Source organism: Microbacterium sp. lyk4-40-TSB-66, assembly GCF_030209475.1.
Lineage (GTDB): Bacteria > Actinomycetota > Actinomycetes > Actinomycetales > Microbacteriaceae > Microbacterium.
Genome location: NZ_JARVRW010000003.1, coordinates 429,064 through 447,713 on the forward strand (window position 1 = coordinate 429,064; position 18,650 = coordinate 447,713).

14 protein-coding genes are annotated in these 18,650 nt (G+C 69.3%); 13 read left to right on the forward strand and 1 reads right to left on the reverse strand.

Features of this window, described 5'->3' with window-relative positions; translation table 11 throughout:
- Positions 1-12: 12 nt before the first annotated feature.
- Both QRO03_RS07070 and QRO03_RS07075 read left to right on the forward strand, forming a co-directional pair.
- Positions 13-750, forward strand: a complete 738-nt coding sequence (locus QRO03_RS07070) for a YcnI family copper-binding membrane protein (protein WP_285136810.1) — start codon at positions 13-15, stop codon at positions 748-750.
- Positions 751-752: 2 nt separating this feature from the next.
- Positions 753-1,331 (forward strand): copper resistance CopC family protein, encoded by a 579-nt coding sequence (locus QRO03_RS07075; RefSeq protein ID WP_285136811.1) that lies wholly within the window; start codon positions 753-755, stop codon positions 1,329-1,331.
- Positions 1,332-1,516: 185 nt separating this feature from the next.
- Here the strand turns inward: QRO03_RS07075 and ypfJ are convergent, their stop codons facing one another.
- Positions 1,517-2,392 (reverse strand): KPN_02809 family neutral zinc metallopeptidase, encoded by an 876-nt coding sequence (gene ypfJ / locus QRO03_RS07080; RefSeq protein WP_285136812.1) that lies wholly within the window; start codon positions 2,390-2,392, stop codon positions 1,517-1,519.
- 192 nt (positions 2,393-2,584) lie between these two features.
- Between ypfJ and QRO03_RS07085 the strand changes: the two genes are divergently transcribed.
- The 11 genes from QRO03_RS07085 to QRO03_RS07135 all read left to right on the forward strand — a co-directional run bounded on the left by QRO03_RS07085 (position 2,585) and on the right by QRO03_RS07135 (position 18,559).
- Positions 2,585-3,886 carry an ABC transporter substrate-binding protein gene (locus QRO03_RS07085; RefSeq protein ID WP_285136813.1) on the forward strand — a complete coding sequence of 434 codons (1,302 nt, stop codon included), beginning with the start codon at positions 2,585-2,587 and terminating at the stop codon, positions 3,884-3,886.
- Positions 3,879-4,835 carry a carbohydrate ABC transporter permease gene (locus tag QRO03_RS07090; RefSeq protein ID WP_285136814.1) on the forward strand — a complete coding sequence of 319 codons (957 nt, stop codon included), beginning with the start codon at positions 3,879-3,881 and terminating at the stop codon, positions 4,833-4,835. Before QRO03_RS07085 ends, QRO03_RS07090 begins: the two co-directional genes overlap by 8 nt.
- Entirely contained in the window at positions 4,832-5,731 is a 900-nt protein-coding gene (locus QRO03_RS07095) for a carbohydrate ABC transporter permease (RefSeq protein WP_285136815.1), read from the forward strand. The genes QRO03_RS07090 and QRO03_RS07095 overlap by 4 nt, the downstream gene beginning before the upstream one ends.
- A gap of 280 nt (positions 5,732-6,011) precedes the next feature.
- The gene (locus QRO03_RS07100; RefSeq protein WP_285136816.1) at positions 6,012-7,013 is read left to right on the forward strand and encodes a LacI family DNA-binding transcriptional regulator; all 1,002 of its coding nucleotides are present in this window, start codon (positions 6,012-6,014) and stop codon (positions 7,011-7,013) included.
- Positions 7,014-7,113: 100 nt separating this feature from the next.
- Positions 7,114-8,361 carry a sugar ABC transporter substrate-binding protein gene (locus QRO03_RS07105; RefSeq protein ID WP_285136817.1) on the forward strand — a complete coding sequence of 416 codons (1,248 nt, stop codon included), beginning with the start codon at positions 7,114-7,116 and terminating at the stop codon, positions 8,359-8,361.
- A 29-nt stretch (positions 8,362-8,390) separates the two neighbouring features.
- On the forward strand, positions 8,391-9,368 hold the full coding sequence (locus QRO03_RS07110) for a carbohydrate ABC transporter permease (RefSeq protein WP_285136818.1): 978 nt from the start codon (positions 8,391-8,393) through the stop codon (positions 9,366-9,368).
- Positions 9,368-10,183, forward strand: coding sequence for a carbohydrate ABC transporter permease (locus QRO03_RS07115; RefSeq protein ID WP_285136819.1), 816 nt, complete (start codon positions 9,368-9,370; stop codon positions 10,181-10,183). The genes QRO03_RS07110 and QRO03_RS07115 overlap by 1 nt, the downstream gene beginning before the upstream one ends.
- A 25-nt stretch (positions 10,184-10,208) precedes the next feature.
- On the forward strand, positions 10,209-11,990 hold the full coding sequence (locus QRO03_RS07120; RefSeq protein WP_285136820.1) for an amylo-alpha-1,6-glucosidase: 1,782 nt from the start codon (positions 10,209-10,211) through the stop codon (positions 11,988-11,990).
- Complete coding sequence (locus tag QRO03_RS07125) at positions 11,987-14,044, forward strand: glycoside hydrolase family 31 protein (RefSeq protein ID WP_285136821.1); 2,058 nt, start codon at positions 11,987-11,989, stop codon at positions 14,042-14,044. The genes QRO03_RS07120 and QRO03_RS07125 overlap by 4 nt, the downstream gene beginning before the upstream one ends.
- Positions 14,041-14,283 (forward strand): type II toxin-antitoxin system prevent-host-death family antitoxin, encoded by a 243-nt coding sequence (locus QRO03_RS07130; RefSeq protein ID WP_285136822.1) that lies wholly within the window; start codon positions 14,041-14,043, stop codon positions 14,281-14,283. Before QRO03_RS07125 ends, QRO03_RS07130 begins: the two co-directional genes overlap by 4 nt.
- A 325-nt stretch (positions 14,284-14,608) precedes the next feature.
- Positions 14,609-18,559, forward strand: a complete 3,951-nt coding sequence (locus QRO03_RS07135) for a LamG-like jellyroll fold domain-containing protein (protein ID WP_285136823.1) — start codon at positions 14,609-14,611, stop codon at positions 18,557-18,559.
- Positions 18,560-18,650: the final 91 nt, after the last annotated feature.

Consider the following 18,650-nt stretch of genomic DNA (forward strand, 5'->3'; position numbering starts at 1 on the left):
GAAAGCAGCACCATGTCTCGCAAGACCACTCTTCGTCGTGCCCTCGTGGGCCTCGCCGCCGGCGCGGCACTCGCCGTCGCCGTCCCCCTGGCGGCATCCGCCCACGTCACCGTCAACCCCGACACCGCGACCCCCGGCAGCTACGCCACCGTGAACTTCCGCGTCCCCACCGAGTCGGAGACGGCATCCACCGTGAAGCTCGAGGTGACGCTGCCCACCGACACCCCGCTCAGCGCCGTGCTCGTGCAGCCCGTTCCGGGCTGGACCGCCATCGTCGAGAAGGGGGCGCTGCCCGCCCCCGTCGAGGTCGACGGCAACACCCTCACCCAGGCCCCGCTGCGGATCGTGTGGCAGGCCGACCCCGGCGTCGGGATCGGACAGGACCAGTTCCAGATCTTCTCGGCGGTGCTGGGACCCGTGCCCGACACCGGCAGCATCGTCCTCCCGGCCACCCAGACCTACTCCGACGGCGAGGTCGTCGACTGGGCGGCGACGCCCGACGAGGTGGCGGCCGACGACACGCTCGAGCCCGCGCCGGTGCTCTACATCAACGACGCCCCGCCCACGGGTGGACACAGCCACGGCGCGACCGCGACCGACCACACGGCCGACGACATGACCGCGGCCGCCGCCTCGAGCGACGACTCGTCGGGCGTGGCCCTGGGCCTCAGCATCGCCGCCCTCGTGGTCGCGGCCGTCGGAGCCGTCCTCGGCGCCTTGGCCTTCGCGCGCCGGTCGAGGCGCGCCTGATCATGGGCTCGCGGAACGTGCTGCGTCGCGTCCTGGCCGGGGCGGTGGTCGTCGCCGCAGCGATGACCGCCGCCCTCGGCGGGGCCACCGCCGCGTCGGCGCACGACAGCCTCGTGTCGTCCTCGCCGTCCGAGGGGGAGAGCGTCGCGGCGCTCTCGGAGGTTCGCCTGGACTTCAGCGCCAACCTGCTCGGCGCCGACGGCGGCAACCTCGTCATCGTCGTCGGGCCCGACGGGCGTCACTACGAGAGCGCGTGCGCGGAACTCGCGGGGTCGACTCTGACCCTCCCCGTGGCCCTCGGTGAGCCCGGCGAGTACTCGGTGGAGTGGCGGGCCGTCTCCTCTGACGGGCACCCCGTGTCGGGCGTCATCCCGTTCACCTCCACCGGGGCGAGCACCTCGATCGGCGCCGAGACCTCCCCGTGCGCGAGCGCGGCCGGAGTCGCCGAGACCTCGACCGAGGCGCAGGACACCGGCGGCATGTCGGGCCTCACGCTCGGCCTCGTGCTCGGTGGCGGTGTGGTGGTGCTCGTGGGCGTCCTGATCGTCGTCATCCTCCGCACCCGCACGCGGGAGGGCTGACCCTTCACCGCAACGGATGCCATGACCCGGCGCACGCGTTCCGGCGCCGGGTCATGGCATCCACTCCTCTCCCGCGTCGTGGCGGAGGTACGAGGACAGCGGGGAAGCTCTCACCGTCTCCTGGTCGGCCCGTCCTCGCGGCCTCCCCTTTTCTCGAGACCGTACGCGCCACCCGAACCGGCGCGCTACAGGCTCTGACCCGGCACGGAGAACGTGTCGCACGCGTTCACGCCGCTGTCGTAGCCCACGTCGAACCAGCGCGTGCGCTGCTCGCTGGAGCCGTGGGTGAAGCTCTCGGGGTTGACCACGCCGCCCGACTCGGCCTGGATGTGGTCGTCGCCGACCGCGGACGCTGCTGCGAGGGCGTCGGTGATCTGCTGCGGCGTCGGCGGCTGCAGGTAGGGCGTGCCGGTCTCGTCGACCGCCGCGCCCGCGTTCGCGACCCACGCGCCGGCGAAGCAGTCGGCCTGCAGCTCGGTGCGCACACCGTTGCTGTCGGGACCCGTGCCGTTGTTCGGGTACTGCTCCATCACGCCGATGAGGTTCTGCACGTGGTGGCCGTATTCGTGCGCGAGCACGTACAACTGGGCGAGGGGGCCGGCGGTCGTGTCGTACTGCTCGCGCAGGATGGCGAAGAATGTCGGATCGACGTACACCGTCTCATCGGGCGGGCAGTAGAACGGCCCGGTCGCGTTCGAGGCCGTTCCGCACGTGGTCGAGGTCGAGCCGTCGACGATGATCAGCTGCGGGGCGCGATACCCCTCGAGGGTGTCCCCCCAGAACTGATCGAGGTTGAGCGAGGCGGCCGCGAGGCGGCAGTCGTCGTCGCTGTTGGCATCCGCGCCCGTCTCGCAGCTGGCGACGCGCTCGCCGCCGCTCTCCGGGGCAGCCGGAGCCCCGGCTCCGCCGAGCAGCCCCGTGAGGTCGGTGCCGGTGAACAGCGAGATCAGCAGCACGACGATGCCACCGATGCCGACCGCTCCACCACCGACCGCGGCCACGGTGCCGCCGCGTCGCTTGGCGGTGTTGTTGCCGACGCGGGCGTTGTCGTTGAAGGTCACGGGCGTGACGCTACTCGCGCGGCGCGCGGAGGAGAGGGGGCTGGACGCGGTGCGGATTCGCCGTGCGGGCAGAAGGAACGCGTTCTGCGCAACCCCCCGGCGCCACGCGGGCGCGCGCGTAAATTCGGGACCCGAGCAGCAGCGCAGCCCCGGCGTCCGCTCCTCGTTGCGACACAACGTTCGGAGTCCGACATGCCTTTGACACGCCGTACCTTCCTCGCCGGATCGGGCGCGCTCGCGCTGCCCTTCCTCCTCGCGAGCTGCGGATTCGTCCAGACAGCCCCCGCCGAGAGACGCCAGGGCACACTCACCTTCACCACGTGGGGGACGGATGCCGAGCTCGCCGGCTTCCGCTCCGCGATCGCCGCGTTCGAGGCGGCGAACGAGGGCTCGACCGTCGAGTTGAACGCCGTGCCCTACGAGCAGATGTTCACGAACATCGACGCGCAACTGCAGGCGGGCAACCCGCCCGACATCTTCCGGGTGCCGTACTACACGTTCGGCGCCTACGCCGGGCGCGGACAGCTGCTCGACCTCAAGCCCCTGCTCTCGGCCGATCGCCAGAGCCAGTTCACCCCCCAGGCGTGGGCGGCCGTGCAGAACGGCGACGGCACGTTCGGACTGCCGCACCACACCGACACCTCGGCGATCCTCGTCAACCTCGACCTGTTCCGCCAGGCGGGCATCGACCCGTCGGAGATCCCCACCTCGGCCGATCAGGCGTGGACGTGGGATCAACTCGACGCCCTCGGTGCGCGGCTGCGCGCGGGCCTGCCCGCCGACCGGTGGCCGTGGGCCTACAACTGGCAGGGCAACGGCGTCACGCGCTGGTTGAGCCTGCTGTTCCAGTCCGACGGCGCCTTCCTCGAGAGCGACCAGAAGACGCCGGCGATCGACTCCGACGCCGCCCGCGAGGCGGTGGAGTTCTCGAGCTCCTTCTTCTCGAAGAACTACGTGCCGGCGAACAACACGATCGCCTCGTCGAGCTATGCGGCGGAATCGTGGTTCTCGCAGTCGGTCGCCATGGTGTGGTCGGGTGCGTTCCAGATCCCGGATGCCGAGCAGACCGCCGACTTCGAGTGGACGGCGACGTTCGCGCCGCGGAACGCCCGCGCCGGCAGCGACTTCGGCGGCAACGCGCTCGTCGCCACGGCGAACACGCAGCAGCCCGAGCTGGCCGCCGCATTCCTGGAGTTCGTCACGAACGCCGACCCCATGCGCGACTTCTGCCGCGCGGCATCCCTCCTCCCCACCCGCACCGACCTGCTCACCGACGACCTGACCTTCGACGTGCGGCCCGACCTCGGCCCCGTCTTCGCGGGCCAGGCCTCGCTCGTGCAGCCGCAGGACGTCGCGCAGGTCGCCAGCCCCTCGATGTCGGCGATCATCCCGGTCCTGAAGGAGCAGCTCGACCTCGCCTTCACCGGCGCACAGGATGCCGCGACCACCGTGACGAACCTGCAGTCGGGGATCGGAGCGGCCACCGGTGGCTGACACCGCGGTCGCCCCGCCCGGCTCGGTGTCGCGGTCGGGTCGTTCGGGGTCGGGAGAGAAGATGCGCACCCGCCGACCCGGGGCGCGGCGCGAGACGCTCGCCGCCTACGGGTTCATCGCACCGAACTACCTGCTGCTGCTGGTGTTCGTGCTCGTGCCGTTGGTGGGGGCGTTCATCGTCAGCCTGCAGCGCACCGACGGCTTCGGAGCGGGTGAATTCACCGGTCTCGACAATTACGCGCGGCTCGCGGGGGATCCGCTGTTCTGGCGCGCCCTCGGCAACACCGTGCTGTTCACCGCGCTGGTGACGCCCCTGTCGATGATCCTGGGGCTCGTGGCGGCGACCCTGCTCAACTCGGCGCTGCCGGCGCGCCCGCTCTGGCGTTCGCTGCTGATCCTGCCGATGGCGGTGTCGGGCGTCGCCACCGCGCTCATCGGCGTGCTCGTGTTCGATCAGAACTCCGGCATCCTGAACCGTCTCCTGTCGGCGGTCGGGCTCTCGCCCGTCACGTGGCAGTCCGATGCGCTGCCGGCGTTCGCGACGATCGTGCTGGCGACGGTGTGGTGGCGCACGGGCTTCAACATGCTCATCTACCTCGCGGGGCTCCAGGGCATCGGCCCCGACCTGTACGAGGCGGCCACCCTCGACGGCGCGAACCGGCTGCAACGCTTCCGTCATGTGACGGTGCCGCTGCTGGGACCCACCTCCTTCTTCCTCGTGGTGCTGAACGTCATCTTCTCGTTCCAGGTGTTCGACATCGTCTTCGTACTCACCGGGGGCGGGCCGGGGGGAGCGACGAGCGTGCTCGTCACTTACGCGTACGAGACGGGCTTCGTCACGCGCGACCAGGGCTACGCCGCCGCGATCGGCATGGTGCTGTTCGTCTTCGCGCTCGTCTTCGCCGCCGCGCAGTATCGCGCCAGTAACACGAAGGACGTGGTCGAATGAGCGTCGACGAGCGGGTGGCATCCGCGTCTCCCGTAGCCCCGCCGACCGCGACTGCCGGCCGGAGGGCCGCCGATCGGACGCGGCGCCGGGGCACGGTGCTGCGCACGATCATCGTCGCCGTCGTGGGACTCGCCGCGGTTTCGCCGCTGTATTGGATGCTCGCGGTCGCGTTCTCGTCGCGCGCCGAGCTGCTGGGCGGTCGCGAACTGCGCCTCTGGCCGCGAGAGGTCACCTTCGAGAACTTTGAGCGGGTGTTCACCTCGTTCCCCGTGGCGACGTGGTTCGGTAACTCGGTCGCCATCGCCGTCGTGGTGACCCTCATCTCGGTGACGACGAGCCTGCTCGCGGGCTACGCGTTCGCGCAGCTGCGGTTCCGCGGCTCGACGGCGCTGTTCTTCCTGGCGCTGGCGACCCTCGTGCTGCCGGTGCAGGTGATCATGGTGTCGCTGTTCCGCATCGTCACCGACACCGGACTGTACGGCACCTACTGGGCGGTGATCCTGCCGGTCTCGGCATCGGCGTTCGGACTCTTCCTCGCGCGGCAGTTCATGCTCGGCATCCCGCGCGAACTGATCGAGGCGGCGCGGCTCGACGGGGCGGGTCACGTGCAGACCTTCCTGCGCGTGGTGCTGCCGTTGTCGAAGCCCCTGATCGCGGTGCTGGTGTTCATGAGCCTGCTGTCGTCGTGGAACGACTTCGCCTGGCCCCTCATCGCGCTGCGCGAGAATCGGCTGTTCACGCTGCCGATCGGCCTGCTGTATCTGCAGGGTCAGTTCGGCAGCGACTACGGCGCGACGATGGCGTACGCCCTGCTGAACGTGGTGCCGATCGCGATCGTGTTCCTTGTGTTCCAGCGGTACTTCGTGGCTGGCTTCGCGCGCAGCGGCATCAAGTGACCCGTTGAGTGTCCACGACGCGCCGCTCCATGCGTGCGGGCCGCGGCGTGTCCTGGACACTCGACGGGGGTGTGAGCGGGCGTCGGGTGCGTGTGCGTGTGCGGGTGCGGGTGTCGGGCGCGGGCGCATGCGTCGGGCGCGGGCGCGGGCGTCGGGCTCGGGCGTCGGGCTTGGGCTATTCGGCTTGGGCGCGGACCCCGAGGCGGGACGTTGTTGCGCTCCTCGTGGACTGCGGCTAGCCTAATCGAACCAGTTCGACGATGACGCGGGAGGAGGGCACATGGTCAACATCGCCGATGTCGCCAAGGCTGCCGGCGTCTCCCGCAGCACGGTGTCGTACGCCCTCTCGGGCAACCGTCCCATCTCGCAGGAGACCCGCTCGCGCATCGACGCCGCGATCGCCGAACTCGGCTTCACCGTCAACGCGGGAGCGCGGGCCCTCGCCACGGCGCAGACCATGGTGCTGGGTCTGCTACTGCAGTTCCACGACGACGAGTTCCCGCCGGCCATGCTGCAGTACATCCTCGCCGTCTCGACGGCCGCCCGGGAGCTGGGCTACGACATCCTCATGGTCACTGACGATCACGGGCCCGAGTCCGTGCGGCGGATCACGTCGTCGAACATGGTCGACGGAGTGGTGCTCCTCGACGTCACGCACGACGACCCGCGCCTGTCCGCGCTGCGCGCCGCGCGCCAGCCGGGCGCTCTGGTCGGCCTGCCCAAAGACACCGAGGGTGTCGACGTCTTCGACCTCGACTTCGGCGAGGCGGCGCGGCAGCTGGTCGATCACCTGCACGGACTCGGTCATCGAGACCTCATCCTCGTCACGCCGCCCCGGCACGTCTTCGATCGGGGTGGTGCCTACAGTTGGCGCTTCCGCGACGCCGCTCTGGAACGTGCCGCGCGATACGGCATGTCGCTGCACGTGCATTACGGCGAATCCCAGCAGCCCGCCATCGAACGCAGCCTGAACGCCATCCTCGACGCCCGACCTCAGGCGACGGCGCTGATCGTGCACAACGACGCATCGATCGCGGCGCTCCCCGCCGTGCTGCGCGAGCGGGGGACCGTCGTCCCGCGCGACCTGTCGGTGGTCAGTCTGTACTCCCGTGATTTCGGGCGCACCTTCCTCCTGCCGTACACGGCGGTCGAGACGTCTCCAGACCGACTGGGCCGCAAAGCGGTCCAGCATTTGGTTCGGCGCATCGCTGATCCGAACTACGGGCCGCCCGTCGTTCGCTTCATCGAGCCGGAGCTCACCGACAGGGGGAGCACCGCCTGAAAGGGCGTCACGCGCGTCCCCGCTCGTCGCCCGTCGTCGAACCGGTTCAACGCGTCACCTGCTCGAACGACAACGCAGTCACCTTCAGAGAGGAATCGCAGTGAGCACGAAGATCACCCGTACCCGGGCTCTCAGCACCGTCGCCATCGGCGCCGTCGCCATCGGCGTCCTGGCCGGTTGCGCCGGTGGAGGCACCGGCACCAGCCAGGATTCCGGAGGAACGGCCGAGGCCTTCACCTTCTGGGACCCGTACCCCCAGTACGACGAGACGTCGGAGTGGGCGAAGGTCATCGACCAGTGCGCCGCCGATGCCGGCGTCACCGTAGAACGCACCGGCTTCGACACCAGCGACCTGACCAGCCGCGCGCTGCTGTCGGGGCAGCAGGGCGACTCGCCCGACATCCTGCTGATCGACAACCCCGCCGTCTCGACGCTCGTCGAGGCGGGTCTGTTGACCTCGACCACCGACAACGGTCTCGACGCCGGCGACGTCGCCGAGAACATCCTCGGTGCCTCGGTCGTCGACGGGCAGACCTACGGTGTCCCGATCGGCGCCAACACGCTCGCGCTGTACTACAACCCGCAGGTGCTCAGCGCCGCGGGCGTGGACATCTCGTCGGTGACCGACTGGGCGAGCCTGAACGCGGCTCTCGAGAAGGTCGTCGCCTCCGGCAAGAAGGGCATCACGTTCTCGGGCATCGGCACAGAAGAGGGCAGCTTCCAGTTCCTCCCCTGGTTCTGGGGTTCCGGAGCGGAGCTGACCCAGCTCGACTCGGCGGACGCCGTCTCGGCCGTTCAGCTGTGGACCGACTGGGTCAACAAGGGCCTGGCGCCGAACTCGGTGATCAACAACACCCAGACCACGAGCTGGGAGGAGTTCCTCACCGGCGAGTTCGCCTTCGCCGAGAACGGCACGTGGCAGAAGGCTGCAGCAGCCGAGGCCGGCTACGAGGTGATTCCGATCCCCGCCAAGGACGGCGGCGCCGCCGCCGCTCCCACGGGCGGCGAGTTCCTCACCCTCCCGGTGCAGAGCGACACCGGCCGCTACGAGAAGTCGGCGCAGATCGTGTCGTGCCTCACCGACACCACCAACGTCGTCGCCACCGACAACTCGCTGAACTACATCGCCGCGACGCCCGAGGCGCAGAAGGCGCAGCTGGCGGATGACGCCACGCTCGAGCCCTGGATCGAGGCGGTCAACGCCGCCCAGGCCCGCACCGGCGACAACCTCGGGGTGAAGTATCCGGTCATCTCCGAGCAGCTCTGGACCGCTGTGCAGAACTCCCTGACCGGCACGCAGTCCGCCCAGGACGCCCTCACCGCGGCGCAGCAGAGCGCCCAGGGCTGATCACACACACCACGGAATCGAGTACCGACATGACCCTGACACAGTCTCCCCCTGAGTCAGCGGCTCGTGGTGGTCGAGGGAGGACGTCGGCGGGAGCCGGCGTCCTCCCCGGCGCCGCCCGCCGTCCTCGGCGGCGGGGCCAGTGGGCGGCCTGGGCGTTCATCGCCCCGGTCGTCATCTACCTGGCCGTCTTCTACGCCTACCCGCTGTACCGCAACCTCGATCTGAGTCTGCGCGACTACACGGTGCGGTCGTTCATCGACGGCAATGCGCCGTTCGTCTGGTTCGCGAACTACCTCGCCGTGTTCGCGGACGCCACGTTCTGGCCGGCGCTGATGAACACGGCGACCTTCACCCTGGTGTCGATCGTCTTCCAGTACTCCATCGGCATGGCTCTGGCGGTGTTCTTCTTCCAGCGCTTCCCGTTGTCGGCGACCCTGCGGGCACTCTTCCTCGTGCCGTGGTTGCTGCCCCTTCTGGTCTCGGCCTCCGCGTGGTCGTGGATGCTCAACTCCGAATCGGGCGTGGTCAACTTCTTCCTCACCTCGATCGGGCTCGGGCAGGTGAACTGGCTCACCTCGCCCCAGTGGTCGCTGGTCTCGGTGCTGATCGCGAACATCTGGATCGGCATCCCGTTCAATCTCGTCATCCTCTACAGCGGGCTGCAGAACATCTCGACCGACATCTACGAGGCCGCCGCCATCGACGGTGCCAACGCGTGGCAGAAGTTCTGGCGCATCACGTTCCCGCTGCTGCGCCCGGTGTCGGCGATCACGATCCTCCTCGGCCTGGTGTACACGCTGAAGGTGTTCGACATCATCTGGATCATGACCCGGGGCGGCCCGGGCTCGACGTCCACGACCTTCGCCATCTGGTCGTACCGCCTCGGCTTCGGCTCGGCCCTGCCCGACCTGAGTCCCGCGGCCGCCGTCGGCAACCTGCTCATCGTCATCGCGCTCGTCTTCGGGCTCATCTACATCCGCGCTCAGCGCCGTCTGGAAGTCTGATGAAACGTCGTCCCTGGTGGATCACGCTGGTCGGGGTGATCCTGACCGCGATCATGTTGTTCCCCGTCTACTGGATGGTCAACGTCTCGCTCACCCCGCAGAGCGACATGCGCAAGTCGCCCCCCGACCTCTTCCCTCTCACCCCCACCTTCGAGGGGTACGAGAAAGTGCTGTCGGACCAGTTGCCCTTCCTCGGTACGAGCTTCGTCATCGGCATCGGCACGGTGATCCTGACCCTCGCGCTGTCGGCTCCCGCCGCCTTCGCGCTGGCGAAGCTGCGCCCGCGAGGCGGGAACGCCCTGAGCTTCGCGCTGCTCATCGCGCAGATGATCCCGGGGATCATCATGGCGATGGGGTTCTACGCGATCTACCTCAATCTCGGCATCCTGAACACGATCCCGGGGCTGATCCTCGCCGATTCGACGATCGCGGTGCCGTTCGGCGTGCTGATCTTCACCGCGTTCATGCGGGGGATCCCCGACGAACTGCTGGCGGCCGCCCGTATCGACGGCGCCGGCACGTGGCGCACGTTCCGCTCGATCGTCCTGCCCGTCAGCCGCAACTCGATGGTGACGGTCGCCCTGTTCGCCTTCCTGTGGTCGTGGTCGGACTTCATCTTCGCCTCGACGCTCAACAGCGGCGGCAAGCTCCAGCCCATCACCATCGGCATCTACCGCTACATCGGCAACAACAACCAGGAGTGGAACGCGATCATGGCCACCGCCGTGGTGGCATCCATTCCCGCCGCCGTCCTGCTCATCCTCGCCCAGCGATACGTCGCCGCCGGTGTCACCGCCGGCGCCGTCAAGGACTGACCGCACCCTCTCCCGAAAGGCCCCCGTGACCTCCTCGACCCTGCCCTCGTTCGACGCGCGCGAGATCCCCTTCAGCTACCGCGGATCGTGGATGAACCTCTCGCCGGTGATCGGTCTGCACGCGCACTCCGAGCACGTGCACCTCGTCTCGCACGTGACCGGAATGCATGCCGTCCTGCGACTGGTCCCCACCCTGTTCGGCGAGGTGCTCCCCGCCGTCGTCGACGCCGACCCGGCTGTGCTGTCGTGGCGGGTGAACGGTCGGGTGGTCGCGCGGGCCGTGTTCGAGTCGGGCGACGTGATGCGCCTCGCGGGCGACGCGGGGGAGTTCACCATCGCCGACGCGGCGGAGGTGCTGACCCCCTTCTCCGGCTCGTACTTCTTCCGCGCTCCCTCGGACGGCGCGTTCGTCTTCACCTCCTACGAGACGGGGCGTCGCTACCGCATCACCGTGCTGACGGGCACGGCCGTGGTGCAGGGTGCCGAGGCGCTGGGTGACGACGCGCGCGCGGTGACCCTCGGCGGCGACGGGGCGTGGGAGGTCGCCATCGAGCAGATCGAATCCGCCGCGGCCCCCTACGCAACGGCGGAGTCGTTCGACGCCGTGGCGGAGCGGGTGGCAGCCGAGTTCGCCGACTACCTCGGCGCCGTCGCGGGCTGGCGCACCGACGAGACCCCGGCGGCGACCTTGGCCGCCTACACGCTGTGGTCGGCGACCGTCGCCCCCGCCGGCTTCCTGGCCCGCGAGTCGGTCTTGATGTCGAAGCACTGGATGGACAAGGTCTGGAGCTGGGACCACTGCTTCAACGCCCTCGCCCTGGCTCCCGGCCTGCCCGATCTGGCGCTGGATCAGTTCCTGACCCCCTTCGACCATCAGGATGCCGCGGGCGCGATGCCCGATTCCGTCACGCATTCGGAGGTGCTCTACAACTTCGTGAAGCCGCCGATCCACGGCTGGGCGTTCCAGCGGCTGCGTGAACGACTCGGGCGACCGCTGACGCGAGATGAGCTCGAGACCGTCTACGGCCACCTCGCGCGCTGGTCGCGCTTCTGGCTCGATCACCGGACGTCGCCCGGTCGCGCGTTGCCGTCCTACGAGCACGGCAACGACAGCGGCTGGGACAACGCGACCACCTTCGACCACGACCGCGTGATCGAATCCCCCGACCTCGCGGCCTTCCTCGTCATCCAACTCGACGCCGTCGCAGACCTGGCCGACGAACTGGGCCGCGACGGCGACCCGTGGCGCACCGAGCGGGACCGCGTGCAGCAGGCGCTGCTCGCCGAGCTCCGCGACGCCGAGGGCTTCTTCGCGGTCGGCGGTCACAGCCGCCGCGAGAGCAAGCGCACCAGTCTCCTCACCCTTCTGCCCATCCTCGCCTCCGACCGCTTCCCCGCCGAGGTCGGGGCGCAGTTGGCGGAGCAGATCGGACACCATCTGACGTCGTGGGGCCCTGCTACGCAGCTCATCGGCACGGCGGAGTACGAGAGCGACGGGTATTGGCGCGGACCGATCTGGGCGCCCTCGACCATGATCGTGGAAGAGGGCTTGCGCCGTGGCGGGCACCGCGCGATGGCCGACACCGTCAACCAGCGTTTCCGGGCGCTGTGCGAGGAGTCGGGCTTCGCCGAGAACTTCGACGCGATCACCGGCGAGGGCCTGCGCGACCGCGCCTACACCTGGACGGCGAGCGTCTACCTCGTCTTCGCCGACGACCATGTGCGCCGAAGCGCGTCCTCGTCGCAGCCCGAGGTCGAGGTCGGCGCGGGCGACGGGGCGGGGACCGGCGTCGGGTCCCGCGCGTGACGGCCGACCTCGCCCACTTCCGTCGTGAGGGGGAGCGACTCACGTGGCGCGGCGACGGCGAGACCGTGGTCGTGGAGCCCTGGGGGCGTGACAGCGTGCGCGTGCGGGCGCGGCTCATGCACGACGTCATCGACCACGACTGGGCACTCCTGCCCCCGTCCGACACCGCGGCCGCGATCGAGATCGACGGGGCTCGCGCGACACTGACCTGCGGCCGGCTGCGCGTGGTGGCGACCTCGCGCAGCGGCATCCAGCTGCAGACGGGATACGACCGCAACTTCTGTCATCTGGCCTTCTACGACACCGACGGGCGGTTACTCTTCCAGGAGAGGGATGCCGGTGGCTCCCTCGCTCTGGTGGCGCGCGAGCATCGACCCATCCCCGGTGGAGACGTGCGCCTCATCGCGTCGTTCGACAGCGCCACCGACGAGCATCTGTTCGGCATGGGGCAGTACCAGCAGGACGTGCTGGATCTGAAGGGCTGCACGTTCGAGCTCGCCCACCGCAACTCGCAGTCGAGCGTGCCGTTCGTGATGTCGAGTCGGGGCTACGGGTTCTTCTGGCACAACCCCGCGATCGGTCGGGCGACCTTCGCGGCCAACGGCACGCAGTGGTCGGCGGAGTCCACCGAGCAGCTCGACTACTGGGTGACCGCGGGTGCCACGCCCCGCGACATCGCCCGCGCGTACGCCGACGCCACCGGGCACACCCCGATGATGCCCGAGCGGGGGCTGGGGTTCTGGCAGTGCAAGCTGCGCTACTCGTCGCAGGAGGAGCTGCTGGCGGTCGCGCGCGAACACGTGCGGCGCGGGCTGCCGCTCGACGTCATCGTCGCGGACTTCTTCCACTGGCCGCGGATGGGTGACTTCCGTTTCGAAGAGGAGTTCTGGCCGGACCCGGCCGAGATGGTGCGCGAGCTCGACGGGCTCGGTGTGGAGCTGATGGTGTCGGTCTGGCCGCAGGTGGCGCTGGACAGCGAGAACTACGCGGTGATGAAGAAGGAGAACCTGCTCGTGCGCGCCGAGCGCGGGCTCGACGTGCACATGTCGTTCGAGGGGCCGAGCGCGTTCCTCGACGCGACGAACCCCCGCGCGCGGGAGTTCGTGTGGCAGCGCTGCCGCGAGAACTACGCTCGACACGGCATCCGGACCTTCTGGCTCGACGAGGCCGAGCCCGAGTACGGCCTCTACGACTACGACAACTACCGCTACCACGCGGGCCCCGTTCCGCAGGTGGGCAACCTGTACCCGCAGCACTTCGCGCGGGCGTTCGCCGAGGGGCAGTGGGCCGACGGCGAGAGCGAGGTCGTCAACCTGCTGCGCACCGCCTGGGCGGGGAGCCAGCGATACGGCGCCCTGGTGTGGTCGGGTGACATCGCCTCCAGCTTCGCCGCGCTTCGCGCCCAGGTCACGGCCGGCATCCACATGGGCGTCGCCGGCATCCCCTGGTTCACGACCGACATCGGCGGCTTCCACCAGGGCGACCCGGATGACGAGGGCTTCCGCGAGCTGCTCGTGCGGTGGTTCCAGTTCGGGGCGTTCTGCCCGGTCATGCGCCTGCACGGCGACCGGATGCCGTCGACCCCGGTGCGCGCGGCCGACGGCTCCCGGCGTTCCCCCTCGGGCGGTGCGAACGAGGTGTGGAGCTTCGGGGATGCCGCGACCCCCGTGCTCGAGCGCTACCTGCGCACCCGCGAGGCGCTGCGCCCCTACCTGCGGACCGTCATGCGGGAGGCGCACGTCGACGGGCAGCCCGTGCTGCGCGGACAGTTCCACGACTTTCCCGACGATGCCCGCAGTTGGCGGGTGCGGGACCAGTTCCTGCTCGGGTCCGACCTGCTCGTCGCCCCGGTGATGGAAGCGGGGGCGCGGTCGCGCCGTGTCGTGCTGCCGTCGGGCGTCGACTGGCGTGACCTGTGGACCGGCGTGCGCACGAGCGGGGGCGGCGAGATCGAGGTGGATGCCCCGATCGATCGCATCCCGCTGTTCGTCCGTGAAGACACGGCCGACGCGTGGGGCGGCGTGCGTCGGACGCTGGGGGCTCTTCGGCCATGACCCGTGCACCCGCGTCGGCGAGGGGGGCGAGCGCGCATCGCCTGGCCATCGAAGCCGCGCGCGGGCGATTGTCGACGGTCGTCGACAGTGTGCAGGAGCAGCCCGTGCTGCTGACCCGTCGCGGTCGACCGGTCGCGGCCGTCATCACGATGGAGCAGTACGAGGTGCTGCGCGCCGCGGAGGGACTGGCCGACCACCGGCGAGCCCGTGACGGTGGACGGGGCCCCGGCAGTCCGTGACCGGCGAGGGCGACACGATCTGAGGCGAGGGGGCGCGCTCCCGGCGCGCGAAGCGGTTCGAGACACCGCGCGCTCGGCGCCGCCCGCGAACGACCCGCCGCTCGACCGCGGGCACGCTACGGCCTGACGGGGTGGCAGCCGTCGCCGCCCCACTCGCGGGGATGGTGACGTGAACATGGGTGATCATTCGGGCCAGCCGCGTGCGGGGCGGTTCACCGGGGAGGACGCGGATCCTTGCCAGGACCGGCATCCTCGCTTATCGTGTTGTCGAACCGGTTCGATGTGGCGAATCGGGACCGACTCAACGACGAGGAAGAGAACCCCCATGAGGTCATCCCCGAGGCTTGCCTCCTGCAAGCCCATCGCAGCTGTCACCGCGGGACTGGCGATCGCCGCTCTCGCCATCGGCCAGCCGGCCGTTCCCGAGGGGGCGCAGGCAGCCCCCACGGTGGCGTCGGCCGCCGATCACCTGATCTTGGACTACGACTTCGACGGCGCGAGTTCCCCCTCCGCGACGGTCCAGGACGTCTCCGGCGACGGACGCAACGGCACCCTGGCGAACCCCGGGTCGGCGAAGCTCGTCGACCGACAGGGGGGAGGCAAGGCCCTGCAACTCTCGGGCGGAGCGCGCACATCCACGACGTCGCCGTACATCACGGTCCCGGCGGGTCTGTTCAAAGACCTGCAGGCGACGACGATCTCGTCCTGGGTCAAGTGGGAGGGCGGCGAGACCTTCGAATGGCTCTACACCCTCGGCAAGGACCGCAACAGCGCCACCTTCTACACGCCCAAGTTCGAGGACGGAGCGGCCCGCTCCAGCGCGAAGCCCGCCACGAACGGTCAGGAGATCGGCGCGCGGGCGACGTCCGCCCTGCCCACCGACGGGTGGCACCTGGTCACCACGACCGTCGACCGCGACAACGTCATCTATTACCTCGACGGCCTCGAGGTGAGCCGGACGAACGTCGGCGTCGACGTCGCCCAGGTCTTGTACGGAGCGTCGTCGCCGAACTCGGGATACATCGGCCAACCGTTCTGGACCGGGGCCCACCCGTTCTTCAAGGGGTCGATCGACGACTTCCAGGTGTACGACACCGTGCTGTCGCCTCAGCAGGTGCGCGACCTGGCCGGGTCGAACGCTCCGGTGGTCACCGAAGTGCTCGAGACGTCGACGCAGGTGCGCACGAATGTGGGAACGGCTCCGAGCCTGCCGGGCGTCCGGGCGACCTTCAGTGACGGGCAGGAGCGCCTGGCGCCCGTCACCTGGGACGCGGTGCCCTCCTCGGCATACGCTCAGCGCGGCTCGTTCACCGTGAAGGGTGTGATCGATGGAACCACCACCGCGGTCACGGCGACCGTGCGGGTGGTCACCCCCGGCGAGCTGACGATCGACGCCGCCGATCGCACGGGCGCCTTCATGGGTGGGGCATCGGGAACCCTCTACGGCCTCTACGGACCCGGCCTCCCCACGAACAACCTCATCGACGGCATCCAACTCCGCACCGTCTCGACCAAGGCCCAGGACGGACCGCAGCACCCCGGCGCCGACGCGCTCGAGGTCGTGAAGCCGCTCGCCGACTCCTCCGACGGCGACGTCTACATCTACATGACCGACATCAACCGCGGCTTCCCGTACCAGGTGCCGGGCAACAGCGGCGCCGAGAAGACGGCGTGGTTCAAGCAGTCGGTCATCGATCAGGTGAAGCAGGTCAAGCAACTGCCCGCCGAGTACCAGGACAACATCGTCTTCGTCCCGTTCAATGAGCCCGAGGGCAACATGTACGGGAATGGGGGAGAGAGCTTCTGGGGCGTCAGCTGGCTGGACGACCCCACGCAGTTCTTCGCCGCCTGGGACGACTTCTACCGCACGATCAAGGCGGAGCTGCCGAACGCGCGGATCGCGGGTCCGAACACCAGCGTGCTGTTCAACCAGGTCGAAGGGTTCATGAAGCACACGGTCGCGAACGACACCGTCCCGGAGGTCGTCACCTGGCACGAGCTGAGCAACCCCGCCACCATCCGATCCAGCGTCGCCCGTTACCGCACCTGGGAGAAGAGCTTCTTCGCCGGGACGGACCGGGAGGGCACCGAGCTTCCGATCAACCTCAACGAGTACGCCTTCAACTACCACACCTCCGTCCCCGCGCAGATGATCCAGTGGATCTCGGCGATCGAGGACACGAAGGTCGACGGCGACATCGCGTACTGGAACATCGACGGGAACCTGTCGGATTCCGCGGTCGAGGCCAACCGCGGCAACGGGCAGTGGTGGCTGCTGAACTCCTACGGCAACATGACCGGCGACACCGTCCGGGTCACGCCCCCGCAGCCCGACGTCAGCTACACCCTGCAGGGTGTCGCGACGATCGACGACGCGAAGCAGCAGGTGAAGGCCCTCATCGGCGGATCCACCGGTGCGCAGAAGGTGTTCGTCGACAACGTGCCGTCGTACATGGGTGGCGACGCCCACGTGCTCATCCGCGACATCCGGTGGACGGGACAGATCGGCGACTCCGCGGAGCCGCAGACGGTGAAGGAGTTCGAGGCTCCGGTGCGCAACGGATCGGTCGAGCTCGGCTTCGGCGAGGGCGACCTGCCGGCGCTGGGCAAGGACTCGGCCTACGAGATCGTCGTCACACCCGGCACCGACACCACCTCGCCGTCGCAGCCCGCCGTTTCGTGGCGCGGCGTCTACGAAGCCGAGTCCGCACCTCACACGGGCGCGCCGTATTACAACAACGGCCCCGAGGGATCGCCGGCGGATGTCGGCAAGTTCTACACCTCGGGTGAACGCAACGTCGGCGGCATCGAGACCAACTCGAACCTGGCCCTGAACTTCGAGGTGGACGTGCCGCAGGCCGGTACCTACGACCTCAGCGTCCTCGCCAACGCCTACAACAAGGAGAGCCGCAACGAGGCGCAGGGTCCGGTCAACATGTTCCTGCGTGTCAACGGCGCCGCCGAGCAGGAGATCTACGCCGACCTCGGCTACAAGTGGGTCGTCTGGGATCACACCGACACCAAGGTCGCCCTGAACGCCGGCAAGAACACGATCACGCTCGCGGCGCGCAGCCTCGACGGGACCAAGGCGACCACGGGTGCCGCCATCATCGACAAGATCGACGTGACACTGCCCAACGCCGCCTACACGCCCATCTACGAGGCCGAGAACGCGGTGCTGCACGGCGCGACGGCGGCGTACGACCGCGGCGGCGTCTCGGGCTCGGGATACGTCGGCGTCGGCGCGAACCAGTCGGCCACCTTCTGGGTCTACAACAAGGACGACTCGGAGAAGACGCTCGAGGTGAAGACCCTCGGCGGCGGCACCGGCAAGGTCCGGGTGAACGGCGTCGACGTCGGGGAGGTGGCAGACACCGCCGGCATCCCCGCGTTCCTGGTCGGAGGAATCAACAAGATCGAGATCCTGGGCGGCACGGGAACCCTCGCGGTCGACCGCATCGCCGTCGGCGCCTCGGGCGGCAAGCTCGCGGCGCAGACGATCGAGGCCGAGGCCGGCGTCCTCGCCGGCACGGCGAAGGTGCAGGATCTCTCGCTCGCCAGCGGCGGCAAGGCGGTCGTCGGCATCGGTGGAGCCCAGAACAACGCCAACACCCTCACTCACAAGTTGACGGTCGCGCAGGCGGGCACGTACGCCATGACGGTGCGCTACTCGAACGAGGAGCAGTCGCCGGCGTCGCACTACAACCCCGACCCGGTCGCTCGTCGCGCCGACGTCTCGGTCAACGGCGGCGCCGTGCAGCAGGTGCTCTTCCCGCAGAGCTACAACGCCAACCAGTTCTGGGAGCTGACGGTTCCCGTACACCTGAAGGCGGGGGAGAACACCGTCTCGTTCGCATCCAAGGAGGCGCCGGACTTCAACGGCACCACCTTCATCTCACAGCGCTTCCCCACCCTGGGGCTGCGCTCGCAATGGGCGCCGAACATGGACAAGCTGACCTTCACCGCGATGAAGCCGGCCGCGGCCGCGACCGCTCTGAAGGTGGATGCCACGGCATCCGCCCGCAAGATCGGCGGCAAGGCGTACGTCACCGTCACCGCGGTCAACCGTTCCTCGGTGCCCGTGCAGATCGACATCGTGACGGCGTACGGGAAGAAGTCCTTCGCCGCCGTCCGTCCGGGACAGACGGTCAGCGCGGCCATCGGCTCCGGCAAGGCGACGATCCCCGCGGGCACGGCGACGGTCACGGCCACGGCCACGATCGACGGGACGAAGACCACGTCGTCTGTCGAGGCGTCGTACGCCGCGCAGAACTGAGATGACGCGGAGGTGGGGGTGGGCATGCCCACCCCCACCTTTCGCGTCGCCGGGGTCGGCTTCTTCGCCGGGTGCTCACTCGATGTCCGGC

What these genes read in the sequence shown, in the direction of transcription:
- QRO03_RS07130 (WP_285136822.1), top strand. Translation starts at nt 14,041, where the DNA reads ATGACCCGTGCACCCGCGTCGGCGAGGGGGGCGAGCGCGCATCGCCTG.
- QRO03_RS07085 (WP_285136813.1), top strand. Translation starts at nt 2,585, where the DNA reads ATGCCTTTGACACGCCGTACCTTCCTCGCCGGATCGGGCGCGCTCGCG.
- QRO03_RS07095 (WP_285136815.1), top strand. Translation starts at nt 4,832, where the DNA reads ATGAGCGTCGACGAGCGGGTGGCATCCGCGTCTCCCGTAGCCCCGCCG.
- QRO03_RS07110 (WP_285136818.1), top strand. Translation starts at nt 8,391, where the DNA reads ATGACCCTGACACAGTCTCCCCCTGAGTCAGCGGCTCGTGGTGGTCGA.
- QRO03_RS07075 (WP_285136811.1), top strand. Translation starts at nt 753, where the DNA reads ATGGGCTCGCGGAACGTGCTGCGTCGCGTCCTGGCCGGGGCGGTGGTC.
- QRO03_RS07070 (WP_285136810.1), top strand. Translation starts at nt 13, where the DNA reads ATGTCTCGCAAGACCACTCTTCGTCGTGCCCTCGTGGGCCTCGCCGCC.
- QRO03_RS07135 (WP_285136823.1), top strand. Translation starts at nt 14,609, where the DNA reads ATGAGGTCATCCCCGAGGCTTGCCTCCTGCAAGCCCATCGCAGCTGTC.
- QRO03_RS07100 (WP_285136816.1), top strand. Translation starts at nt 6,012, where the DNA reads ATGGTCAACATCGCCGATGTCGCCAAGGCTGCCGGCGTCTCCCGCAGC.
- QRO03_RS07115 (WP_285136819.1), top strand. Translation starts at nt 9,368, where the DNA reads ATGAAACGTCGTCCCTGGTGGATCACGCTGGTCGGGGTGATCCTGACC.